Source organism: Flavobacterium niveum (assembly GCF_055231775.1).
On record NZ_JBUYSX010000007.1, the window covers coordinates 148,781 to 171,447 of the forward strand.

23 protein-coding genes and 1 other RNA gene are annotated in these 22,667 nt (G+C 46.8%); 22 read left to right on the forward strand and 2 right to left on the reverse strand.

Annotated elements, in window-relative coordinates; genetic code table 11:
• Positions 1 to 323 precede the first annotated feature (323 nt).
• On the forward strand, positions 324 to 1,139 hold the full coding sequence (gene epsC / locus ACZIX4_RS17210) for a serine O-acetyltransferase EpsC (protein ID WP_463336881.1): 816 nt from the start codon (positions 324 to 326) through the stop codon (positions 1,137 to 1,139).
• Between the two features lie 21 nt (positions 1,140 to 1,160).
• Positions 1,161 to 2,069: a cysteine synthase A gene (gene cysK / locus ACZIX4_RS17215; RefSeq protein ID WP_463336882.1), complete on the forward strand. Its 909-nt coding sequence runs from the start codon at positions 1,161 to 1,163 to the stop codon at positions 2,067 to 2,069.
• A gap of 250 nt (positions 2,070 to 2,319) precedes the next feature.
• On the opposite strand, the gene ACZIX4_RS17220 is transcribed toward cysK, so the two are convergent.
• The gene (locus ACZIX4_RS17220; protein WP_463336883.1) at positions 2,320 to 3,363 is read right to left on the reverse strand and encodes a glutaminyl-peptide cyclotransferase; all 1,044 of its coding nucleotides are present in this window, start codon (positions 3,361 to 3,363) and stop codon (positions 2,320 to 2,322) included.
• Positions 3,364 to 3,458: 95 nt separating this feature from the next.
• Here ACZIX4_RS17220 and ffs point away from each other — a divergent pair.
• An RNA gene (gene ffs / locus ACZIX4_RS17225) (signal recognition particle sRNA small type) lies at positions 3,459 to 3,557 on the forward strand.
• A gap of 48 nt (positions 3,558 to 3,605) precedes the next feature.
• Here ffs and ACZIX4_RS17230 read toward each other — a convergent pair.
• Positions 3,606 to 5,063 carry a WG repeat-containing protein gene (locus ACZIX4_RS17230; protein WP_463336884.1) on the reverse strand — a complete coding sequence of 486 codons (1,458 nt, stop codon included), beginning with the start codon at positions 5,061 to 5,063 and terminating at the stop codon, positions 3,606 to 3,608.
• 240 nt (positions 5,064 to 5,303) lie between these two features.
• On the opposite strand from ACZIX4_RS17230, the gene ACZIX4_RS17235 reads away from it, so the two are divergent.
• From ACZIX4_RS17235 to hisIE, 19 genes are all read left to right on the forward strand, one after another.
• On the forward strand, positions 5,304 to 6,062 hold the full coding sequence (locus ACZIX4_RS17235) for a pirin family protein (protein ID WP_463337105.1): 759 nt from the start codon (positions 5,304 to 5,306) through the stop codon (positions 6,060 to 6,062).
• A 117-nt stretch (positions 6,063 to 6,179) separates the two neighbouring features.
• Positions 6,180 to 6,713, forward strand: a complete 534-nt coding sequence (locus tag ACZIX4_RS17240; RefSeq protein ID WP_463336885.1) for a YceI family protein — start codon at positions 6,180 to 6,182, stop codon at positions 6,711 to 6,713.
• A 635-nt stretch (positions 6,714 to 7,348) separates the two neighbouring features.
• Positions 7,349 to 8,728 (forward strand): anthranilate synthase component I family protein, encoded by a 1,380-nt coding sequence (locus ACZIX4_RS17245; protein WP_463336886.1) that lies wholly within the window; start codon positions 7,349 to 7,351, stop codon positions 8,726 to 8,728.
• A gap of 25 nt (positions 8,729 to 8,753) precedes the next feature.
• Positions 8,754 to 9,344 (forward strand): anthranilate synthase component II, encoded by a 591-nt coding sequence (locus ACZIX4_RS17250; RefSeq protein ID WP_463336887.1) that lies wholly within the window; start codon positions 8,754 to 8,756, stop codon positions 9,342 to 9,344.
• Between the two features lie 77 nt (positions 9,345 to 9,421).
• Entirely contained in the window at positions 9,422 to 10,405 is a 984-nt protein-coding gene (gene trpD, locus ACZIX4_RS17255) for an anthranilate phosphoribosyltransferase (RefSeq protein WP_463336888.1), read from the forward strand.
• Positions 10,402 to 11,172: an indole-3-glycerol phosphate synthase TrpC gene (gene trpC, locus ACZIX4_RS17260; protein ID WP_463336889.1), complete on the forward strand. Its 771-nt coding sequence runs from the start codon at positions 10,402 to 10,404 to the stop codon at positions 11,170 to 11,172. Before trpD ends, trpC begins: the two co-directional genes overlap by 4 nt.
• Positions 11,169 to 11,768: a phosphoribosylanthranilate isomerase gene (locus ACZIX4_RS17265; protein ID WP_463336890.1), complete on the forward strand. Its 600-nt coding sequence runs from the start codon at positions 11,169 to 11,171 to the stop codon at positions 11,766 to 11,768. Before trpC ends, ACZIX4_RS17265 begins: the two co-directional genes overlap by 4 nt.
• Positions 11,765 to 12,955 carry a tryptophan synthase subunit beta gene (trpB, locus tag ACZIX4_RS17270; RefSeq protein WP_463336891.1) on the forward strand — a complete coding sequence of 397 codons (1,191 nt, stop codon included), beginning with the start codon at positions 11,765 to 11,767 and terminating at the stop codon, positions 12,953 to 12,955. The genes ACZIX4_RS17265 and trpB overlap by 4 nt, the downstream gene beginning before the upstream one ends.
• The gene (gene trpA / locus ACZIX4_RS17275) at positions 12,952 to 13,728 is read left to right on the forward strand and encodes a tryptophan synthase subunit alpha (protein WP_463336892.1); all 777 of its coding nucleotides are present in this window, start codon (positions 12,952 to 12,954) and stop codon (positions 13,726 to 13,728) included. The genes trpB and trpA overlap by 4 nt, the downstream gene beginning before the upstream one ends.
• A 134-nt stretch (positions 13,729 to 13,862) precedes the next feature.
• Positions 13,863 to 14,666 carry an SDR family oxidoreductase gene (locus tag ACZIX4_RS17280; RefSeq protein ID WP_463336893.1) on the forward strand — a complete coding sequence of 268 codons (804 nt, stop codon included), beginning with the start codon at positions 13,863 to 13,865 and terminating at the stop codon, positions 14,664 to 14,666.
• Between the two features lie 35 nt (positions 14,667 to 14,701).
• Positions 14,702 to 15,358: a fructose-6-phosphate aldolase gene (gene fsa / locus ACZIX4_RS17285; RefSeq protein ID WP_463336894.1), complete on the forward strand. Its 657-nt coding sequence runs from the start codon at positions 14,702 to 14,704 to the stop codon at positions 15,356 to 15,358.
• A gap of 274 nt (positions 15,359 to 15,632) precedes the next feature.
• A complete protein-coding gene (gene hisG / locus ACZIX4_RS17290; RefSeq protein ID WP_463336895.1) occupies positions 15,633 to 16,490 on the forward strand; it encodes an ATP phosphoribosyltransferase in 858 nt (285 codons plus the stop codon).
• A gap of 139 nt (positions 16,491 to 16,629) precedes the next feature.
• Positions 16,630 to 17,919, forward strand: coding sequence for a histidinol dehydrogenase (hisD, locus tag ACZIX4_RS17295; protein ID WP_463336896.1), 1,290 nt, complete (start codon positions 16,630 to 16,632; stop codon positions 17,917 to 17,919).
• Positions 17,912 to 18,937 (forward strand): histidinol-phosphate transaminase, encoded by a 1,026-nt coding sequence (gene hisC, locus ACZIX4_RS17300; protein WP_463336897.1) that lies wholly within the window; start codon positions 17,912 to 17,914, stop codon positions 18,935 to 18,937. The genes hisD and hisC overlap by 8 nt, the downstream gene beginning before the upstream one ends.
• Entirely contained in the window at positions 18,934 to 20,022 is a 1,089-nt protein-coding gene (gene hisB, locus ACZIX4_RS17305; RefSeq protein WP_463336898.1) for a bifunctional histidinol-phosphatase/imidazoleglycerol-phosphate dehydratase HisB, read from the forward strand. The genes hisC and hisB overlap by 4 nt, the downstream gene beginning before the upstream one ends.
• Positions 20,019 to 20,597 carry an imidazole glycerol phosphate synthase subunit HisH gene (gene hisH, locus ACZIX4_RS17310; RefSeq protein ID WP_463336899.1) on the forward strand — a complete coding sequence of 193 codons (579 nt, stop codon included), beginning with the start codon at positions 20,019 to 20,021 and terminating at the stop codon, positions 20,595 to 20,597. Before hisB ends, hisH begins: the two co-directional genes overlap by 4 nt.
• On the forward strand, positions 20,594 to 21,307 hold the full coding sequence (gene hisA / locus ACZIX4_RS17315) for a 1-(5-phosphoribosyl)-5-[(5-phosphoribosylamino)methylideneamino]imidazole-4-carboxamide isomerase (protein ID WP_463336900.1): 714 nt from the start codon (positions 20,594 to 20,596) through the stop codon (positions 21,305 to 21,307). The genes hisH and hisA overlap by 4 nt, the downstream gene beginning before the upstream one ends.
• Positions 21,301 to 22,053: an imidazole glycerol phosphate synthase subunit HisF gene (gene hisF, locus ACZIX4_RS17320; protein ID WP_463336901.1), complete on the forward strand. Its 753-nt coding sequence runs from the start codon at positions 21,301 to 21,303 to the stop codon at positions 22,051 to 22,053. The genes hisA and hisF overlap by 7 nt, the downstream gene beginning before the upstream one ends.
• The gene (gene hisIE / locus ACZIX4_RS17325; protein WP_463336902.1) at positions 22,050 to 22,640 is read left to right on the forward strand and encodes a bifunctional phosphoribosyl-AMP cyclohydrolase/phosphoribosyl-ATP diphosphatase HisIE; all 591 of its coding nucleotides are present in this window, start codon (positions 22,050 to 22,052) and stop codon (positions 22,638 to 22,640) included. The genes hisF and hisIE overlap by 4 nt, the downstream gene beginning before the upstream one ends.
• The last annotated feature ends 27 nt before the right edge of the window (positions 22,641 to 22,667 follow it).

Below are 22,667 nucleotides of genomic sequence, written 5' to 3' on the forward strand. Positions count from 1 at the left end.
TGTACATTTATATAAACTTATTATTTACATTAAATAAAAATTGCGCCAAAATTAAAATTTCTAATAAATGTACGATACGTGCACTCCTTAATCCTGTCGTTTAATATAATTTTAACAGATTTATTAGTCTACTCAAATAGTAGGGTGTGTAAATTTTTCCCTACTTTTGTAAGGAAGGCTCCCTTCTTCCGGGAAGCAATCCGGCTGTCATTGCGAGGGACGAAGCAATCTATTCTGGGGATTCATCTCTGAACAATTTTTAAGATTGCCGCGGTCGTGCCTCCCTCGCAATGACGGAGCGTTTGGTAATACAGATTATAAAAATGAAACATCCTATATACACTGCAAACTACCTTAAGTCGGGTGTGCTGCCCGACATGCGCCACGTAGGCCAATGGATGGAAGACCTCTTCCAGTGGCTGTTTTGCATAGGGCCGCAGTTTGCCGATTACGACTATTTTGTGCAGCGCGAAAAGGAGCTTGAAAATACTTTCCTCAGCCTGCTTACCCTTGCCGGCCTGGAGGAGTCGAAAGCCGGAATTGTTGTATCTGTTTTACATGAAAAAGCAGCCGTTATCCATGCCAAATTAGAAGACGATTTAAAGGCTATTTTCAGGTTCGACCCGGCGGCCAAATCACGGTCTGAAGTGCTGGTTTCCTATCCCGGGTTTTTTGCTATTTCGGTATACCGCCTGGCACATGAATTATGGGTAATGAAGGTGCCGGTGCTGCCCCGCATGCTCAGCGAATATGTACACGGTAAAACGGGTATCGACATACACCCCGGTGCTGATATTGGCAACCGGTTTTTCATCGACCATGGCACGGGTATCGTTATTGGCGAGACATCGGTTATAGGCAATGACGTAAAAATGTACCAGGGCGTAACCCTCGGCGCACTCAGTGTGCAAAAGCAGGATGCCGAGCACAAGCGCCACCCGAGCATAGGTAACGGCGTTACCATTTATGCCAATGCCACCATACTGGGCGGGCGTACCTTTATAGGCCACGGCAGTGTGATAGGGGGCAACGTATGGCTTACGCATTTGGTGCCCGATGAGTCGCTGGTGTACCACAAGAGCGAGATTACCATAAAGACGAAGGAAACCTTCCCCGAGCCGCTGAATTTTGAAATTTAAATAATCCCAATTTATCCATATATGAAAGCGAACAACATCCTCGAAACTATAGGCAACACGCCCCACGTAAAGCTAAGCAAGCTGTTTCCCGGCGGTAACGTATGGGCCAAGCTGGAGCGTACCAACCCCGGCAGCAGCATTAAAGACCGTATAGCCCTGGCCATGATAGAAGATGCCGAGGCTAAAGGCATCCTTACACCCGACAGCGTTATCATAGAGCCTACATCGGGTAATACGGGTATAGGGCTGGCACTGGTGGCTGCCGTTAAAGGCTATAAGCTGATACTGGTAATGCCCGAAAGCATGAGTGTGGAACGCCGCAGGCTGATGTCTATCTACGGGGCGGAGTTTGAGCTTACCCCACGCGAAAAGGGCATGAAAGGTGCCATAGAAAAGGCTGCCGAGCTTACGGCTGCTACGCCAAATGCATGGTCGCCCAGCCAGTTTGAAAACCCTGCCAATACCGATGTGCACCGCCGCACTACCGCACAGGAAATACTGGCCGACTTCCCCGAAGGTGTCGACTACATTATTACCGGTGTGGGCACAGGAGGCCACATAACGGGCGTAGCAGAGGTTTTAAAAGAAAAATGGCCAAGCCTTAAGGTATTTGCCGTAGAGCCTGAATTATCGCCTGTACTGAGCGGAGGGGCTCCGGGGCCACACCCCATACAGGGTATAGGGGCAGGTTTTGTGCCGGGCATTTACAACAGCAGTGTGATAGACGGCGTAATACAAGTAAGCAAGGATGAGGCATTCGACTTTGCCCGCCGTGCCGCAAAAGAGGAAGGCATACTGATAGGTATTTCCAGCGGGGCATCTCTGGCTGCCGTAACCAAAAAACTGGCCGATATACCTGAAGGTGCCACAGTGCTTACGTTTAACTACGACACAGGAGAGAGGTATCTTTCTGTGGAAGGGCTTTTTTAAAGCTACTGAGCCGCTGAGCTTCTTAGCTGCTAAGCTATAAAAGACAAATGGCAGCCAATTGGCTGCCATTTGTCTTTTATATGTGGTGTCTGTCATTGCGAGGGAGGTACGACCGCGGCAATCTCATAATGATATAAAACCAGTAATGAGATAGCTTCGTTCCTCGCAATGACTGACCGGATAGGACACTGCGTTCACATTTGAGTGAAGCTCAATAATTTTCAAATTGGTACATTTTCAAATTGAAAAATTATTTTATCCTTATCTCAAACATCTTGTCCCAAAGCTTGCCGGTAACAAAGAAGGTTTTGGTTTTAGGGTTGTATGCAATACCGTTCAGTACATCCGTTTCAGGCGTACGGGTAATCTTTTCGCTAAGTGTGGTAAGGTCCAGCAGGCCTTCTACGTAGCCCGTAGCCGGGTCAAGTACCACTATGGTATTGGTCTGGTATACGTTCGCATAAATTTTACCGTCTACCCATTCCAGTTCGTTAAGCTCCTTTACCTTGCGGTTTTCGGCATAGATATTTACTGCGCCTACTTCTTTCAGTGTTTCAGGATCCAGCTTGTATATTTTCTCAGAACCGTCACTTTGGTACAGGTTTTTATCATCGTGGGTAAGTCCCCATCCTTCAATCTGCTTAAAGTAAGTAAAGTCCTTTACCTTGTTCAGGTTGCCCGCGTTGTACACAAACCCGGTGTTTTCCCTCCAGGTAAGCTGGTAAATCTTATTGTCAAACACCGTAACGCCCTCGCCAAAGTACTTGCCTTCAAGCGAAATTTGTTTGTATGCCTTACCGGTCTTGTAGTCGTTTTTGCGCAGTACCGATTTCTGGTACTGGCCGGTACCCTCAATCAGGGTGTCTTTATAAAACTCAAGCCCCTGCGTGTATGAGCCTGTATCGTGAGGGTAAGTATTTACAATTTCAAACGAAAGCATTTTTGCTTTCACCGGGCTTATTACCTCTACCTGTCCGGTAGCTTCGGTGTTTGCACCTTCGGCATATACCAGCGCTTTTATGGGAAGTTCGCCCAAAACACCTTCTTTCAGTACCACATCCAGTTTGATATTACCCTTAACCGAACCTATTTTTTCGTCGTTGAGGTAATACACAACCGAGTCTATCTGCTTATTTTCGGGGTTAAGTACCGTAAGCGGGAAGGTTTCCCCCGGCTTATACTGGCCTTTTACATTGTTAAAATCAAGTTCGAACGCTTTTTTTGCGTCGTTTCCGTCATTTTTGCAACTTAGTACAAGTGCCCCCAAAACCATGGAAGCTAACAATTTATGCATTGTGTAGAGGTTTTAAATAAGATGAAGCAATATACAATGTATTTTATTATGGGCAACGGGCTTGCAAAAATATAAAATGGTTGTATATTTGCACCCGGCAAGTCCTACACGACCAGCTCCTGCAGACTCCTCCAGGGTGGGAACGCAGCAAAGGTATGTGGTTGTAGCGGTGCGATGTAGGTCGCTTGCCTTTTTTTCTTTTTTTTCAGGTCTCCGTAAGGGGATTTTTTTGTTTATAGGTGTTACTGTTCTTCACCCGAAATAGCTTCTAAAGTACGCGTAATAGTACCGGTACGTACCTTAAAGTACACTTTATATGCTTTATGGTTCCTGTATTTTGTATCGTCATAGGTTATTTCATCATACTTAGCCGGAATCAGTGCCACACCGTTTTCATAGTTTTCATTCAGTAAGCCCATTTTGCCGTCTTTGGTAATCACGTAGTAGCCCATATTCCAGTATTTATGGTCGTATTCGGGTTTGCTTAGCTGTTTGTATTGGTGGTCGTAAAACCCCCACTTGCCATCCTTTTGCACATGCAGGGTGCGGTGGCTTTGCACTATGGTATCGTATGCTATGGGTATTGCAGCTTTAAAATCCTTGTCAAATACACCATACTTCCCGTTTTTCTTTACCAAGTGCCACAACTGCCTTGGGGTGGAATACAATACCTGTGCTTTAACCGTATCATATTCTAAAGCCAGCAAAACCTTGTTGTCGCGGTTTACCACCCCATACCTGCCGTTTTTTTCCACTACATATTCGTTAGGTGCACGGGGGTGTGGTGGCGGTGCCGGGGTAATGTGGCCGTACATACCCACCGGGAAAACAGGCTGTAGTGTAACGGGGTCTGTTACGCCAATGCCTCCATCATTTGTATAAACAAAATAGTCGCCATAGTCTTTATATTCAAGGATGTGCTTATACTTAAAATCAAGCAACACTTTACCGTCTGTATCTATAATGCCCAGCAGGCTGTCTTTTTTTGTGATGATATGCCGGTTATTAAACCGGGAGAGGTGTACAACACCCTCTAAGGTACCATAGACTACAGGGACTTTCTCTTTTAACTCAGCATCCAGCCACCCGAACTTTCCATCGTTAAATACCATGTAGCCGTTTTCGCCTTCATATTTTATGGCATCATATTGGGGTTGCAGTACTACATTCCCTTTGTAATCAATCAGCCCTTTTTTACAATTACCGCCTATAACATGGCGCTCTGCCAGGTACCACGGCACACCGTGGCTTTCCCTTGTTTTAGGTATACTGTCGCAGCCGTAAATTAAAAAGTAACGCCCCGGCTGGCCGTAGCTGTGCATCATGAGTTTTTTAGTCAGCACCACACTGTCTTTAGTAACGGGCTTAAAATCACTTTTAGAAAATTTATGTCCCATGGTATTGTAGCTCTTCAGTATGTTGCCCTGCCTGTCCCTTATTATGTACATATTGGGTAATGTAGATCCTATAACATCAGCCCACATCAGCGCGCGTGGGCGGCTAGCTTCATAAAAATCTACCTTTCTTTTCCAGGCATCGTAGCAGTTGATAACAACCATTTGGGTATCGCCATGAAAAGGATGATAGAGCGTGTCTACACTAAAGTCTTGTTCTTCATTCCCAAAAAGCGGTTGCGCCGCCATGGGCAAAGCGGGTAGGAGCAGGCTGAGGTAAAGTATTGCGTGTAATAAAAGCTTCATATTGGGTTGGTTTTAATATCCGTACGGGTATCAAATACCATTCCTGTTTTTCTTGACATAGTTCAATGCACAGGCCTTTTATATACCCCAACTTTGCACCGTTACCAATTAATACTACGTACTATGGACCGCAAAAGTTTTTTAAAGAAAGGCCTTATGGGTACCGGGATGTTTATAACATCGGCAGCCCTGGGCGATGCCATAACCAATGACATTGACGAACTGAAACCCCTGGAACCTATGGGGCATAACCACATCCCTAACCCGGAAACCACGCTTACCGAATACAGCGTGCTGCACCGCGCCGAAACCCGCGGCCATGCAAACCACGGCTGGCTGGATACGCACCACACCTTTAGCTTTGCTAATTACCACAATGCCGACCGCATGCACTTTGGAGTACTGCGCGTACTGAACGACGACCGCGTAAGCGAAGGCATGGGCTTTGGCACCCACCCGCATGATAATATGGAAATCATTTCCATTCCGCTGGAGGGCGACCTGGAGCACAAGGACAGCATGGGGAACAAGGCAGTAATAAAGCACGGCGATATACAGGTAATGAGTGCCGGTACGGGCATTACCCACAGCGAGTACAACAAAAACAGCGACAAGCTGGTGAAGTTCCTGCAAATATGGGTGTTTCCGAACAAAAAGGGAGTTACCCCGCGCTACGACCAGATAACCCTTAACGTGGCCGACAGGCACAACAAGCTGCAACAGATACTGTCGCCAAATCCTGCCGATGCCGGTGTATGGATTCACCAGGATGCGTGGTTCCACCTGGGCAGGTTTGACAAGGATAAAGGTGCAAGCTATACCGTGAAGCGCAAAGGCAACGGCGTGTATGCTTTTGTAATTAAAGGAAGTTTTACGCTGGGCAATGTAACCCTGAACGAGCGCGACGGCCTTGGCCTTTGGAACACAAACAGCATTAGCCTTAAAGCAAACTCAGCCGATGCCGAGATATTGCTTATGGATGTGCCGATGGCTTTGTAAAAAAATAGATAAAAATAAATTTCTTGTCCTAGTTCAATGCCGGGGCAGATGAAGCGACCGAACTTTGCTTCATCAAAATTGATAAACAAATTATAACCATAAAAATTTTAAAAAATCATGGCAACAACAAAATGGTCATTAGACCCAACCCACTCAGAAGTTACTTTTAAAGTAAAACACCTTATGTTTACTAACGTATCGGGTAACTTTACAAAATTTGAAGCTACAGCCGAATCTGACGATGAAAACTTTGATAACGCTTCTTTCAGTTTTTCAGCAGATGTAGATTCTGTAAACACTAATAATGCTGACCGCGACGGCCACCTTAAAAGTGCCGACTTCTTTGACGCTGCACAGTTCCCAACAATTGCTTTTAAATCTACAAGCGTAGCAAAAGCGGAAGAAGGCGAATATGTAGTAACCGGCGACCTTACCATACACGGCGAAACCAAGCCGGTAGCACTTGCAGTAGAATACGGCGGTATACAAAAAGACCCTTGGGGTAACATTAAATCAGGTTTTTCTGTAACAGGGAAAATTAACCGTAAAGACTTTGGCCTTAGCTGGAATGCTGCCCTTGAAACAGGTGGTGTAATGCTTGGCGAAGAAGTGAAACTTGCCCTTGAGCTTCAGTTTGTAAAACAAGCTTAATTTTTCTCCCAGAGAACTATCTACTACCTAAATATTTTTCACTCTCGAAGCCCTGTACGCAAGTATGGGGCTTTGGTTTTTGTAGAGCTTATGAGCGTCTGAGTCGCTGAGCTACTTAGCAGCTTCACTCGAATCGGTTGAGGTTTTCACGCCTGAGTAAGCTGTTCCCCTCCCTTTGAGCTATCATGTGGACACATCTTTGCGACTTAGCGTCTTTGCGAGGAATTTTCTACCACAAGGTTCGCAAAGTTTTTCACAAAGGACACAAAAGATATAAATTGTGCTTAATACGAACACCAAGGCTTTCCTTTTGAAAGCAAAAAAGTCCACAAAGCGATTTGTGTTCACACGATAGCTCTTGAAGGGGTGCCCGCAGGGCGGGGTGGTTACTTTATCGGTTCATTCCGAATAACCACATAACCAAATCACCGCATAACCTTTTCAAAAAAAACTTGCACATTAAAAACCACTTGCCTAACTTAGCACTTATGAATATCGCACAGAACATAGTTAATAATACCTGGTGGTGGCACTTTCACAACTCCGTGACGGTGGCCTAAACACGTATATACCTATATAAACGCATACAAACGGCTTGTCACTTTTGGCAAGCCGTTTTTTTTATACCCGTAACTATGAAAATTTACACACAGACATATAATTTTAATGCCGACCTGTACACGCCTGTAGGGCTGTACCTTGGCCTGCGCAACCACTACCGTAAGCCCTGCCTGCTGGAGGGTAACGACTATCATTCGCGTACCGACAGTACCTCATTTATTGGGCTTAACCCGTTGGTTGAGGTTACCGTCTATGGGAATAAAATAGTACAGCAGGCAGGGGACAAGGTAACAACTGTAGCCATTGCCAACCCGAGAAAAGTTACATCGCAGATAAAAGATATTTTAAATGGTTTTCAGTTTGATGCGCAACACAACCATAATGCGTTCCTAAGCTACTTCAGCTTTGAATATGCGCATTTCGAAGAACCTGTGGGTAATGCCAAAACATCAGTAAACGGGCTGCCATTGGCACAGTTTATATTGTTTGAATACCTGATAGTATTGGATCACTTCCACGATACCGGCACCATTTTCCGCAATTCATTTTCGGAAGATGTATTACCCGACAGTGCTTTTGAAGCAGTACTAAGAAGACAGACATTTACCCTGCTTCCGTTTGAAACAAAAGGCGAAGAAACCAGTGTGGATACCGATGAAAGTTTCCTCAATCTGGTGGAAAAAGCCAAAGAACATATTTACCGTGGTGATGTGTTCCAGCTGGTAGTATCGCGCCCGTTTGAGCAGGCATTTTTTGGTGATGATTTTCAAGTGTACAGACAGCTGCGCAGGCTGAACCCATCGCCCTACCTGTTCTATGCCGATATGGAAAGCTACCGCCTTATGGGCAGCAGTCCCGAAACGCAAATAGGCCTGCAAAACGGTCATGCTGCCATACATCCCATAGCGGGTACCGTACGTAAAACCGGCAACACGGCTGCCGACCAATTGAGCACCGAAGCCCTGCTGGCTGACGAAAAAGAAAATGCCGAGCACACCATGCTGGTTGATTTGGCTCGCAACGACCTAAGCCGTTTTTGCAATAACGTACACATAGCGTCGTATAAAGAGGTACAGCACTTTTCGCATGTTATCCACCTGGTGAGCAAGGTAGCCGGGGAAATGCGCGATGAGGATGCCTCGCTTGATTTGTTTGCGGGTACGTTTCCGGCGGGTACGCTTTCGGGAACACCAAAGCCTAAGGCATTGGAACTTATAAGCCGCTATGAAAGCACTCCGCGCGATTACTACGGTGGTGCCATTGGCTTCATCAACCCGAACGGCAACATCAACCTGGCCATTGTTATCCGCAGTATTTTCAGCCAGAATAATACCTTGCATTACCGTGCCGGTGCCGGTGTGGTCATAGACAGCAAACCCGAAAACGAACTACAGGAAGTAAACAACAAACTCGGTGCGGTACGCCGTGCCATTGCCGCTGCTAACAAACTTTAAACTCTAGACTTTACAACTTTCGACTATGAAAATCGGTATAATAGATAATTTCGACTCCTTTGTATACAACCTGGTACGCTACGTGCGCGAAACCGACAATGTGGAGGTGGTTGTACAACGTAACAATGAGGTAGACTACGATGAACTGGATACTTGCGATGCCCTGCTGCTTTCTCCCGGCCCCGGCATACCCAGCGAGGCTGGAGAACTGCTTGATGTGATTAAACGCTATTCAGGTAAAAAGAAGATGCTGGGCGTATGCTTAGGCCATCAGGCCATAGCCGAGGTTTTTGGAGGTGTTCTGGAACAATGCCCTGCCCCCGTACATGGCAAAGCTACCGATATGACGGTGCTTACCGACGACCCGCTATTCTTAAACCTGCCGCAAACCCTGCCCGTTGGCCGTTACCACAGTTGGAAAATAACCCCTGCCGACAGCCCGTACTTAAAAATCACGGCACAAACCGAAGACGGTACGGTAATGGCACTGCGCCACACATCGCATCCTACGTGCGGGGTACAGTTCCACCCGGAATCGGTACTAACACCACAAGGCAGGCAGATTATAGAAAACTGGATACGGGAGCCTTTTCTTATTTTAAATGATGAATTATAAATTTTAAATGAAAGGAGCATTTTTAAAAACTCCGTGAATCTCTGTGACTTCTCCGTGAAACTCCGTGTTACAATCTTATGAAAACGATACTCGAAAAAATAATAAACCATAGCCACCTTACCAAAGCCGAGGCGCACCAATGCATGCTGGCCATAGGCAACGGCGAGGTAAACGATGCCCAGACCGTAGCCCTGGTTACCGGTATACAAATGCGCGGGTTGCAGCTCGATGAACTTATGGGCTTCCGTGAAGCACTGCTGGAACTCGCCCTTCCCACGAAGTTTGAAGTAGGCGACAGTATCGACGTGTGCGGCACAGGCGGCGATGGTAAAAACACGTTTAACATCTCTACCGCTACCGCATTTGTGTTGGCATCGCTGGGCTATAAGGTAGTGAAGCACGGCAATTACGGCGTGAGTTCGCTTTGTGGTTCGAGCAACGTGCTGGAGGCATTGGGTTACACTTTTGTAAACGACCGCAACGCCCTCCAAAAACAACTGGATGAGGCGAACATCTGCTTTATGCATGCGCCCTTGTTTCACCCGGCATTAAAGGCGGTGGCACCCTTGCGCAAGGCATTGGGTATCGCTACGTTCTTTAACAGCATGGGGCCATTGGTAAACCCGGCGCACCCTACGCACCAGCTTACGGGTACATACAGTTTGGAATTGGCACGCCAATACCAGCATACACTGCGTAACGAACGTAAGGAGTTTACCGTACTGCACGGCATGGACGGGTTTGATGAGCTGACCTTTATCGGGGTAACCCGTATTTTAGGGCAGCAACGGGATGTGCTTTTGGGTAACAATCCGCTGCAAATCGCCATATCATTACCTGAAATAAGCGGTGGCGAAACCGTGAAAGAAGCCGCGACATTACTTGCTAACCTGCTTTCAGGGAAAGGCACCGAACCACAAAATATAGTATTGGCAGGTAACGTGGGACTTGCCTTGCAAACCTTCCATCCGGAAATGGATTTTGAAACGGCATTTGCCAAAGGTTACGAAGCCGTAAAAACCGGCACTGCCATCAACCACCTAAAAAAGATAGCATCATGAATGTATTAGATGAAATCATAGCTAATAAACGAAAGGAAGTTGCCCTGCTGAAACAGCAGTATACTATAAAAAGCTTTACCGAAAGCCCGGATTTTCATAGGCAAACGCTGTCGCTATCGGAACACATAAAGTCGAAAGGTTTTGGTATCATTGCGGAAATTAAGCGGAAATCACCCAGTGGCGGCGATATTAAAACCAATGTAAATATTACCGAACAGGCACGTTTTTACGAACAAAACGGCGCTTCGGGGATTTCGATACTTACCGATTCAACCTATTTTGGCGGAAGCATAAACGATATTTTAGAAGCCCGTGAGGCGGTAAACATTCCGCTGTTGCGTAAGGAGTTTATCATAGACGAAATACAACTATACGAAGCCAAAGCTGCCGGTGCCGATGCGATACTGCTCATCGGAGCGGTATTGCAACCCGAGGAAGCCAACTACCTGACCAATGTAGCGCGTAACCTGGGTCTGGAAGTTTTATACGAGGTACACACGCGTGAAGAAGTTGGCTTTATTCCGCCGGAAGTGGATATGGTTGCCGTAAACAACCGCGACCTAAAGGCGCAGCAAACCACGTTACAGCATTCGTTTGACCTGGCACCGATATTACCCAAAGGCATGCCACTGATTTCGGCATCGGGGATTAAGACACCTGAGGATATTGCCTTGATAAAAGCAGCCGGATTTAACGGGGCGCTCATTGGCGAAAGCATACTAAGGGAAGGGCACTTGGCACAACTTACCCAAAACCTTAAGCAATGATTATTAAAGTCTGCGGGCTAACCGATAATCCCGAAAGTAATGCCGTTGCTGAGTTAGATAGTGTGGATATGCTTGGGTTTATTTTCTTTGAGGGTTCATCACGGTATACCGAAAGTACATTGGCTACAGCCAAAAAGAAAGTGGGTGTATTTGTAAATGCACCGTTGGATTATGTGATGGAGAAGGTAGAAACCCACAAACTGAACGCAGTACAACTCCACGGCAGCGAACCACCGGAATACATAAGGCAACTGCCAAAAGGAATTGAAATCATAAAAGTTTTTGGTATTGCTTCGGCAGAAGATTTGGAACAGACCAAAGCCTACGAAGGATTAGCGGATTTGTTTTTGTTTGATACCAAAAGCCCTAAGCACGGCGGCACGGGCAAGGTATTTGATTGGCAAGTATTGGAAAACTACAGAGGCGAAACACCCTTTTTGCTGAGTGGGGGTATCGGGCGGGATTCGGCAGAAGCTCTAAAGAAATTTCGCCACCCAAAGCTTGCGGGTTACGACCTGAACAGCCGCTTTGAGTTGGCACCCAAAATAAAAGACGCAACACTGATTGCTAACTTTTTAAACGAAATGAAACCATGAACACATCCTATTTAGATACCGATGCATTGGGCTTTTACGGCGAATTTGGCGGGGCGTATGTACCTGAATTGTTACGCCCGAATGTAGAGGAACTTGAAGCGGCTTTTAACAGCTATTGCTTCACCGAGGACTTTGAAACGGAGTACGCCAACCTGCTACGCGACTTTGTAGGCAGGCCAACTCCATTGTACTACGCATCACGCTTAGGTGAAAAATACGGCGCACACATTTACCTGAAACGCGAAGACCTGTGCCACACCGGGGCGCATAAAGTAAACAATACCGTGGGGCAAATCCTGTTGGCCAAGCACATGGGCAAGACCGACATCATTGCCGAAACCGGCGCGGGTCAGCATGGCGTGGCTACGGCTACGGTGTGTGCGCTCATGGGCCTGAACTGCATTGTGTACATGGGCGAAAAAGACATAGAGCGCCAGGCACCAAATGTGCAGCGCATGAAAATGCTGGGTGCCGAAGTACGCGCGGCGGTATCGGGGAGCAAAACGCTGAAGGATGCTACGAATGAAGCCATTCGGCATTGGATAAACCATCCCGATTCGTACTATCTTATAGGCAGTGTGGTAGGGCCGCACCCGTACCCGAAAATCGTGGCGTATTTCCAGTCGGTTATTTCTAAGGAAATTGAGCTACAATTGTTAGATAAAACAGGCAAAAAATCTCCCGATAAAGTGGTGGCCTGCGTGGGTGGTGGCAGTAACGCTGCCGGGGCTTTTTACCAGTTTTATGATAATACAACCGTGGAACTCGTAGCCGTGGAAGCAGCAGGTTTCGGAGTAGATTCGGGTAAATCGGCGGCAACGAGCGTGCTGGGCACGCCGGGTGTTTTGCACGGTAGCCTTACGCTGTTAATGCAGGACGAAGACGGGCAGGTAACCGAACCGCATTCTATTTCGGCAGGGCTTGACTATCCGGGCATCGGGCCATTGCATGCACATACCATAGCTACAGGCAGGGCAAAAGCGATTGCCATTACCGACGAGGAAGCGCTGGAAGCAGCATTAGAACTATCCCGTCTGGAAGGTATTATACCCGCATTGGAAAGTGCGCACGCTTTATCTGCTTTGGGTAAAATGTCGCTAAAGAAAGACGATGTGGTGGTGGTAAACCTGAGCGGCCGCGGCGACAAAGACATGAATACGTATATGGACAAATTTCCCAACCTATGAATCCGTTTAAGAAAGATAAAAAACAACTGAGCATATTTGTAACCGCCGGCTACCCGGAATTGGACAGCCTGAAACCACAATTGCTACAACTTCAGGAACTGGGGGTGGACTTTGCCGAAGTAGGCATCCCGTTTAGTGACCCCATGGCTGACGGCCCTGTAATCCAGGAAACGAGTACTGTAGCCCTGCAAAACGGCATGAAGCTGGAATTGCTGCTGCAACAGCTTGAAGCCATACAGGGTGAAATACACATACCACTGGTACTCATGGGCTACCTGAATCCGGTACTGCAATTTGGGTTGGACAGCTTTTTAGGACGTTGCCAAAAGCTGGGTATTGCCTCGCTGATATTGCCCGACTTATCGTTAGAATTATATGAAGCCAAATACAAGGCCGCCTTTGAAAAGTACGGTGTGCCGGTTACCTTCCTTATTACACCACAAACCCCTGATGAACGTGTGCAGCGTATTGCCAAAGCCTGTGCCAACAGCTTTGTATACCTGGTGGGGCAAAACAGTATTACAGGGCAGGGCTACAGTATTGACGACGCGCTTATCGCCCGCTATACAGAACTGAAAATCCTGTGTGCCGAAACGCCGCTATTCATAGGCTTTGGTATAGACAGCAGTGAAAAGAAGGAAAAGGCTTTTGAAAGCGTGGATGGGGCTATTGTGGGTACGGCCTATTTAAAAGCGGTGAAAAACGGTGTGGAAAGGGAGTTTGTAAGGGGATTACAGGCCCCTCCCCAGCCCTCCCCAAAGGGAAGGGAGTAGCTTCACCCGTAACTGTCCTAACAAACTTTTTTGGAATTTAATTGCAAATCCCATTCCTGCTAATTCGTGAAATTGGTGTCAAAAAATCAACCATAAAGCACTACTTTCGCATACACATTCCGTAAACAGACAACATGAGCAAAGTAGTATTTATAACCGGTGCCTCGTCGGGCATTGGGAAATCCATAGGCGAATTTTTGTACCAAAAGGGTTACCGTGTGTACGGTACCAGCCGTAATCCCCAGAATGTAACAGGTTCGCTGTTCCCGCTGGTAGCGCTTGATGTTCGCAATGCCGATACCATTAAGGCGGCTGTAGCACAGGTAATTGCCGAAGCCGGTGCCATAGACGTGCTGGTAAACAATGCCGGTGTGGGTATTACAGGCCCCATTGAGGAAATCCCCGCCGATGAAATACGCAACAACTTTGAAGTAAACCTGTTTGGCCCTATTGAAGTGATGAAAGCCGTGCTGCCGCAAATGCGTGCACAGAAAAGCGGAACCATTATCAACATCACCAGTATTGCGGGCTATATGGGCCTGCCGTACCGTGGGGTGTATTCGGCATCTAAGGGTGCTTTGGAACTGATTACCGAAGCCATCCGTATGGAGGTAAAGGGCTTTGGCATCAATATCACTTCGGTTGCCCCCGGCGATTTTGCTACCAATATAGCCGCAGGCCGCTACCATGCACCATTGGTTAAGGGATCGGCATACGAAGTACCGTATGGCAATACGCTAAGCATGATGAACGAACACGTGGATGCCGGTAGCGACCCGATGCAAATGGCTGAGGCTGTGTATGCCATCATCAATTTATCTAACCCGAACGTGCATTACAGGGTAGGGGTATTTATGCAAAGGTTCAGTATAGTGCTGAAGAAGCTGCTCCCGGATAAAGTGTATGAAAAAATGCTGATGAAACATTATAAGTTGTAATTTCGCACCTGATTTTAAACATTAAATAACACAACATGAAATTTTTTATTGATACAGCAAACCTTGCACAGATAAAGGAAGCCCAGGAACTTGGCGTACTTGACGGCGTTACTACAAACCCTTCGCTTATGGCGAAAGAAGGCATTACCGGTAAAGACAACATCCTGAAACATTATGTAGACATCTGCAATATTTCAGATGGTGATGTGAGCGCTGAGGTAATCGCAGTAGACTACGAAGGTATGGTACGCGAAGGCGAAGAGCTTGCCGAGCTGCACGAGCGTATTGTGGTAAAACTTCCGCTTACCAAAGAAGGCATTAAGGCTTGTAAATATTTCTCTGATAAAGGCATTAAAACCAACGTGACTCTTGTGTTCTCTGCCGGGCAGGCGCTGCTTGCTGCCAAGGCTGGTGCTACTTACGTGTCGCCATTCATTGGCCGCCTTGACGATATTTCTACCGATGGCCTTAACCTGATTGAGGAAATCCGTGATATTTATGATAATTATGGTTATGAAACCCAAATCCTTGCTGCTTCGGTACGCCACACCATGCACATTGTAAACTGTGCCAAAATAGGTGCCGATGTTATTACCGGCCCGCTTAGCGCCATTACAGGCCTGCTGAAACACCCGCTAACCGACTTAGGCTTAGCCCAGTTCCTTGCCGATTACGCTAAGGGTAACCAGTAATTTTTTGGCACTGCCAAAAAATATTTGTTAAAAACGGGGCGTTGTAAAAAGTTTTATTTATACATTTGCCTCAGTCACAAAAGACAAAATATCATGATTTTTAATCAACTGCATCATCATCATTTCATCACTGGCTCAAGCGCGAGGAGGAAATGATATGGCAGTAACCTAAAATATTCCACAAACCCGTTTGAGTAATCAAGCGGGTTTTTTGTTTGGCTATATTTTCCTCCCACACATCCCGCTTCGTTACTCAGGCACATTTGAAAACAAAATGAGCATACTGAAAATTGCGGTACAGAAAAGTGGCCGCCTGAGCGAAAAATCACTACAACTCCTTGCCGATTGCGGCATTAAAATCCCCAACGGCGAACGCAGGCTTAAGGCTGTATCGCCAAATTTCCCTATCGAAGTACTGTTCCTGCGCGATGATGATATTCCGCAATATGTGGAAGAAGGCGTGGCCGATGCGGGCATATTGGGCGAAAACGAAGTGTGGGAAAAGGACAAGAATGTATCGGTAATAAAAAAGCTGGGCTTTGCCTCGTGCCGCCTTTCGCTTGCCGTGCCTAAGGATACCACTTATACCGACCCGCAGTACTTCAGCGGGAAAAAGGTGGCCACCAGCTACCCGGTTATCCTGCAAAAATTCTTTACGGAGAACAAGCTTGATACTGCTATAGAAACCATAAGCGGCAGTGTGGAAATAGCCCCTGCAATTGGTTTGGCAGACGGGATATTTGATATTGTAAGTACGGGAAGTACCCTGCAAATCAATGGGCTTAAGGAAGTGGAAGTAGTTACCAAAAGCGAAGCCGTACTGATAGGTAACCCCAACCTTTCTGCCGAAAAGCAGCAAATATTGGATAAGCTACTGTTTAGGATACAGTCAGTTAAAAATGCAGCCGAGAACAAGTACATACTGCTCAATGCACCAAACGAAGCCATCCCGAAAATATCTGAAATACTGCCCGGCATGAAAAGCCCTACGGTATTGCCATTAGCAGAAGAAGGCTGGAGCAGCATCCACTCGGTAATCCGTGAAGATGCGTTCTGGGACATCATTGACCAACTGAAAGCCCTTGGCGCTGAGGGGATTTTGGTAACCAATGTGGAGAAGATGATTTTGTAAGTGCGTTCTTCCATGTCGACGATAGGAGACGTCTCAGAGATTTCTCGACTCCGCTGCGCTGCGCTCGAAATGGAAGAACGGCAATCTCATAACCAAAACAAACTTTATGACTTTATAAACTTTCGACTTTAAGACTAATATGAAAACAATACTCAACCCCGATACCACCATATGGCAAGGCCTGTTTGCCCGCCCTGCGCTCGATGTGCAGGACCTGAACACGCTGGTGCAGCAGGTATTTACCGAAATAAGACAAAACGGCGATGCGGCTGTGGCCAAATACACCCAACTCTTTGACGGTTCGAATCCTGATGTGATCACAGTTTCTCAGGAAGAAATAAGTGCTGCCATAGCAACGGTGAGCGACGAACTGAAAGCCGCAATACAATTGGCTAAAAGCAATATTGAGAAATTCCACACGGCACAACAGGAGGGAATACAAATCATAGAAACCACACCCGGCGTAACCTGCTGGCGCGAAAGCCGTGCCATAGAAAAGGTAGGTATATACATACCCGGAGGTTCGGCACCATTGTTTTCTACTGTGCTTATGTTAGCGGTTCCGGCTGCTATAGCAGGCTGTAAAGAAGTAGTTTTGTGTACCCCACCGGACAAACAGGGCAACATCAACCCCGCTATATTATACACAGCGCAACTTGCCGGAGTGAACAAAATATATAAGGTAGGCGGCATACAGGCCGTTGGTGCGCTGGCTTTTGGTACGCAGGGCATCACTAAAGTGGATAAGATTTTTGGGCCGGGCAATCAGTACGTAACCGCTGCCAAACAGGCCGCCTTTGCTGCAGGTGTAGCAATCGACCTGCCCGCCGGGCCGAGTGAGTTGCTTGTCATTGCCGATGCCACTGCCAACCCTGCTTTTGTGGCTGCCGACCTGCTGAGCCAGGCCGAACACGGTGTCGACAGCCAGGTGGTATTGCTCACCACTGATGCTGCTTTTGCTGAAGCTACCCTTGCCGAAATCAATGCCCAGGTAGTACAGTTGCCGCGAGAGGGCGTTGCCCAAAAAGCCTTGAAAAACAGTAAAATCATAGTGCTGAAAGATACAGAGCAGTGTATAGCGTTCAGCAACGGTTATGCCCCCGAGCACCTTATAATAGCTACTGCCGATGCCGATGCTTTGGCACAGGAAGTTATAAATGCCGGTTCGGTTTTTATAGGGAATTACAGTTGCGAAAGCGCGGGCGATTATGCCAGCGGCACCAACCACACCCTGCCCACTAACGGATATGCCCGCAGCTACAGCGGTGTGTCGCTGGACAGTTTTGTAAAGAAAATCACCTTTCAGAAAATTACCGCGCAAGGGCTGCAAAACATCGGCCCGGCTATAGAAGCCATGGCTGCCGCCGAACAGCTTCAGGCACACAAAAATGCAGTAACCATCCGTTTAAAAAGCTTACAGAATGTTTAGTTTAGAAAAAATAGTACGCCCGAATATATTGGCTTTAAAGCCATACAGTTCTGCTCGCGATGAGTTTAAGGGTACGGCTACAGCCTATCTCGATGCCAATGAGAATCCGTTCGGTACACTGAACCGCTACCCGGATCCGTTGCAGAAACAATTGAAAGAGAAGCTATCGGAAATTAAAAATGTCCCGACAGATAACATCTTTATAGGCAATGGTAGTGACGAAGCGATTGACCTATGTTTCCGTATTTTTTGTGAGCCGGGCAAGGACAAAGCACTTACGTTTACACCCACGTATGGTATGTACAAGGTATCGGCAGATATTAATAATGTAACGCTTGATGAAGTGCCGCTTACGACAGATTTCCAGATTGATATAAACGAAGCGTTACCGTTATTAAAAGATGAAAAACTAAAAGTGGTGTTCCTTTGTTCACCAAACAACCCAACGGGTAATATCCTTAACGATGTGGAAACCATATTGCAAAATTTCAACGGTATTGTAGTTGTAGATGAGGCGTATATCGATTTTAGCGATGCAGTATCGCTTTCGCAGAAATTAGCACAATATCCTAATTTGGTTGTATTGCAAACCCTCAGTAAAGCCTGGGGACTGGCAGCGGCACGGGTAGGGCTGGCATTTGCCTCGGAAGAAATTATCAACCTGTTCAATAAGGTAAAACCGCCGTACAACATCAGCCGCCTGAACTATGAAGCTGCGATTAAGGCGTTGGATAATGCAGCAACGGTAGAAATCCAAAAGTTTATGCTTTTGGATGAACGGGCGAAGCTGATTGACAGTTTGGCACAACTGCCCATCACCAAAAAAATATACCCGACCGATGCCAATTTCGTACTGGTTGAGGTGACCGATGCTGATGGTATTTACAATGCTTTGGTAGAGAAAGGCATCATACTGCGTAACCGCAACAGCATAGTACCCGGCTGCCTGCGCATTACCATTGGCACACCACAGGAAAACACGCTACTCATCAACACACTAAAATCCCTGCAATTATGAAAAAAGTATTATTTATAGACCGCGACGGCACTCTTGTTATAGAACCGCCCATCGACCTGCAACTGGATTCACTCGAAAAGCTTGAGTTTTATCCCGGTGTGTTCTCAGGCCTAGGTAAAATTGCCCGTGAACTTGATTACGAGTTGGTTATGGTTACCAACCAGGACGGGCTTGGTACGGCTTCATTCCCTGAAGATACGTTTTGGCCTGCCCAGAATAAAATAATACAGGCATTTGAAAATGAAGGAATCCGCTTTAGTGAAGTGCTTATCGACCGAAGTTTCCCGCAAGATAACCTGCCGACCCGAAAACCCGGTACAGGTATGCTTACCCACTATGTTAAGGGTAATTACGATTTGGCCAATAGCTACGTTATAGGCGACCGCCTAACCGATGTACAGCTTGCAGAAAACCTGGGTTGCCAGTCGATATTCATCGGTAAAGATTGTGATGCTGCCACGCTGTGCGAAACCCGTTGGGATGCCATTTACAGCTTCCTGAAGCTAAAACCGAGGACGGGCAGTGTGGTTCGCAAGACAAACGAAACCAACATCAGTGTTACGGTAAACCTTGATGATAACAGCAAAACCAAGATTAATACCGGGTTGGCATTTTTCGACCACATGCTGGACCAGGTGTCACGCCACGGGGAAATTGGTTTGCAAATAGATGTAAAAGGCGACCTTGAGGTAGACGAACACCACACCATTGAAGATACGGCACTGGCACTTGGCGATGCCTTTTTACAAGCATTAGGCAGCAAAAAAGGGATAGAACGTTATGGCTTTTTGTTACCTATGGACGACTGCCTGGCACAGGTAGGCATTGATTTTGGCGGTAGGCCATGGCTGGTTTGGGATGCCGACTTTAAACGCGAAAAAATAGGGGAGATGCCTACTGAGATGTTCCTGCACTTTTTTAAATCGTTCACCGATACCGCTAAATGCAACCTGAACATTAAGGCAGAAGGCACTAACGAGCACCACAAGATAGAGGCCATATTTAAGGCCTTCGCCAAAGCTATACGCATGGCGGTGTCTAAGACCAATAACTACAACATACCCAGCACAAAAGGAACGCTATGATAGCCATTGTAAAATATAATGCGGGCAATACGCTTTCGGTGGAAAATGCCGTGAAACGCCTTGGCTATGCCGTGGTGGTTACTGATGATAAAACGTTGCTACGCACTGCCGATAAGGTAATCTTCCCAGGGGTGGGGCACGCAGCCCCGGCCATGGCCTATCTTAAAGAGAGAGGGCTTGATGCGGTATTGAAATCGCTAACCCAACCCGTGCTGGGCATCTGCCTTGGGCTGCAGCTTATGTGCCGATATTCTGAAGAAGGCGATACGGAAGGGCTTGGTGTTTTTGATACCGATGTGCTGAAGTTCCCGCCTGAAGATAAGGTACCACACATGGGCTGGAACACCGTACAGCACCTTGATAATGTTTTGTTTGAAGGTATAGCACCCGATGCCGATTTTTATTTTGTGCACAGCTACTATGCGGGGTTGGGCGATACTTCGGCGGGGGTGAGCCAATACATACTTCCGTTTAGCGCGGCCTTGCAGAAAGACAATTTTTACGCTGTGCAGTTCCACCCCGAGAAATCGGGTACTGCGGGCGAACAACTGCTTAAAAACTTTTTAGTATTATGAAAATCATTCCGGCCATAGATATAATAGACGGCAAATGCGTGCGCCTTACCCAAGGCGATTATGCCCAAAAGAAAGTATACAACGAAGACGCCGTGGCGGTTGCAAAAATGTTTGAGGCTGCCGGTATACGCTACCTGCACGTGGTAGACCTTGATGGCGCCAAACAGGGAAAAATTACAAACTATAAAGTATTGGAAGCCATTGCAACGCAAACAAAGCTTTCAGTTGATTTTGGCGGGGGCCTTAAAACCGATGAAGATATTACCATAGCGTTTAATAGTGGTGCAGCGCAGGTTACTGCGGGTAGCATTGCGGTAAAGCAGCCGGAAACAGTATACAATTGGCTTGAAAAATACGGTGCCGATAAAATCATTTTGGGTGCCGATTGCCGTAACCGTTTTGTGGCCACTAACGGTTGGCAACAGGAAAGTGAACTGGATGTGTTGGACTTTATAAAAGGTTACGAACAGAAAGGTATTACCTCGGTAATTTGTACCGATATCAGTAAAGACGGTATGTTACAGGGGCCGTCGTTTGAACTGTATAGCGAGATATTGGAAGAAACGAAAATTGGACTCATTGCAAGTGGCGGTATTAGTTCAATAGATGATGTTATACGGCTAAAAGAACTGGGCTGTAGCGGTGCTATCATTGGCAAGGCTATTTATGAAGGTAATATTACGTTAACCCAACTCTCACAATTATGCTAAAAAAACGGATAATTCCCTGCCTTGACATAAAGGATGGGCGTGTGGTAAAGGGCGTCAACTTTGTGGGGCTAACGGATGCCGGTAATCCTGTTGAACTTGCTGCCCGCTATGCTGCCGAAGGTGCCGATGAACTCGTGTTCCTGGACATAACCGCTACCGTAGAAAAACGTAAAACACTTGCCGGACTGGTTACGGAAGTGGCATCGCAAATTAATATACCGTTTACAGTAGGCGGGGGGATAAACATCGCCGCAGATGCTGAATACCTTATACGTAGTGGGGCAGACAAGGTAAGCCTGAACTCGTCGGCAGTAAAAAATCCGCAATTGATTAAAGAAATTGCCGATAACCTGGGCTGCCAGGCGGCGGTGGTTGCCATAGATGCCAAACGTACCAACGGCTTTTGGGAAGTGTACGTAAGCGGTGGACGCACGGCTACAGGACTTTCGGTTACCGAATGGGCGCAGCAGGCAGAGCAACTGGGTGCAGGCGAAATACTGCTTACCTCAATGGATAAGGACGGTACCAAAAGCGGTTTTGCTATTGATTTGCTGAATGAGGTGTGTGCCGTAACCACCATACCTGTAATTGCTTCGGGAGGGGCGGGCAGCAGGGAGCATTTTGCTGAGGTTTTTAGCCAAACTGAAGCTACGGCAGCACTGGCGGCAAGCCTGTTCCATTATGGAGAACTTGCCATACCCGATTTAAAAAAATACCTGAAACAACTAAACATACCCATACGATGATACAACCCGATTTTGATAAAACAGGGGGATTGATTCCCGCGATTATACAGGATTATGCCACAACTCAGGTGCTGATGCTGGGCTATATGAATGCCGAAGCCCTTGCCAAAACCCAGTCAGAAGGGCGCGTAACGTTTTTCAGCCGCAGTAAGAACAGGCTGTGGACAAAGGGTGAAACATCCGGTAATTATCTTACTGTAAAAGATATAAAGATTGATTGTGATAACGATACGCTACTGATACAGGTGCAACCCGCAGGCGTAGTATGCCATACCGGTACGCAGACTTGTTTTGGCGAGGGTACTGCCAAAGGTTTTCTTTATCAACTTGAGCAAACCATTGCCAGCCGTGCTGAGAGTGGCGATGAAAGCTCGTATACCAATTCGCTATTAAAACGTGGCATCAACAAAGTTGCCCAGAAAGTAGGCGAGGAGGCCATAGAGGTAGTTATTGAAGCCAAGGACAACAACGATGAATTGTTTAAAAACGAGTCGGCCGACCTGCTATTCCACTTTTTGGTACTACTCAGGGCAAAGGGATTTACGTTAGAAGATATTGAAGCGGTGTTGAAAAGCAGAGCAAAATAACAAAAAAACAGCCCCGAAGGGCTGTCT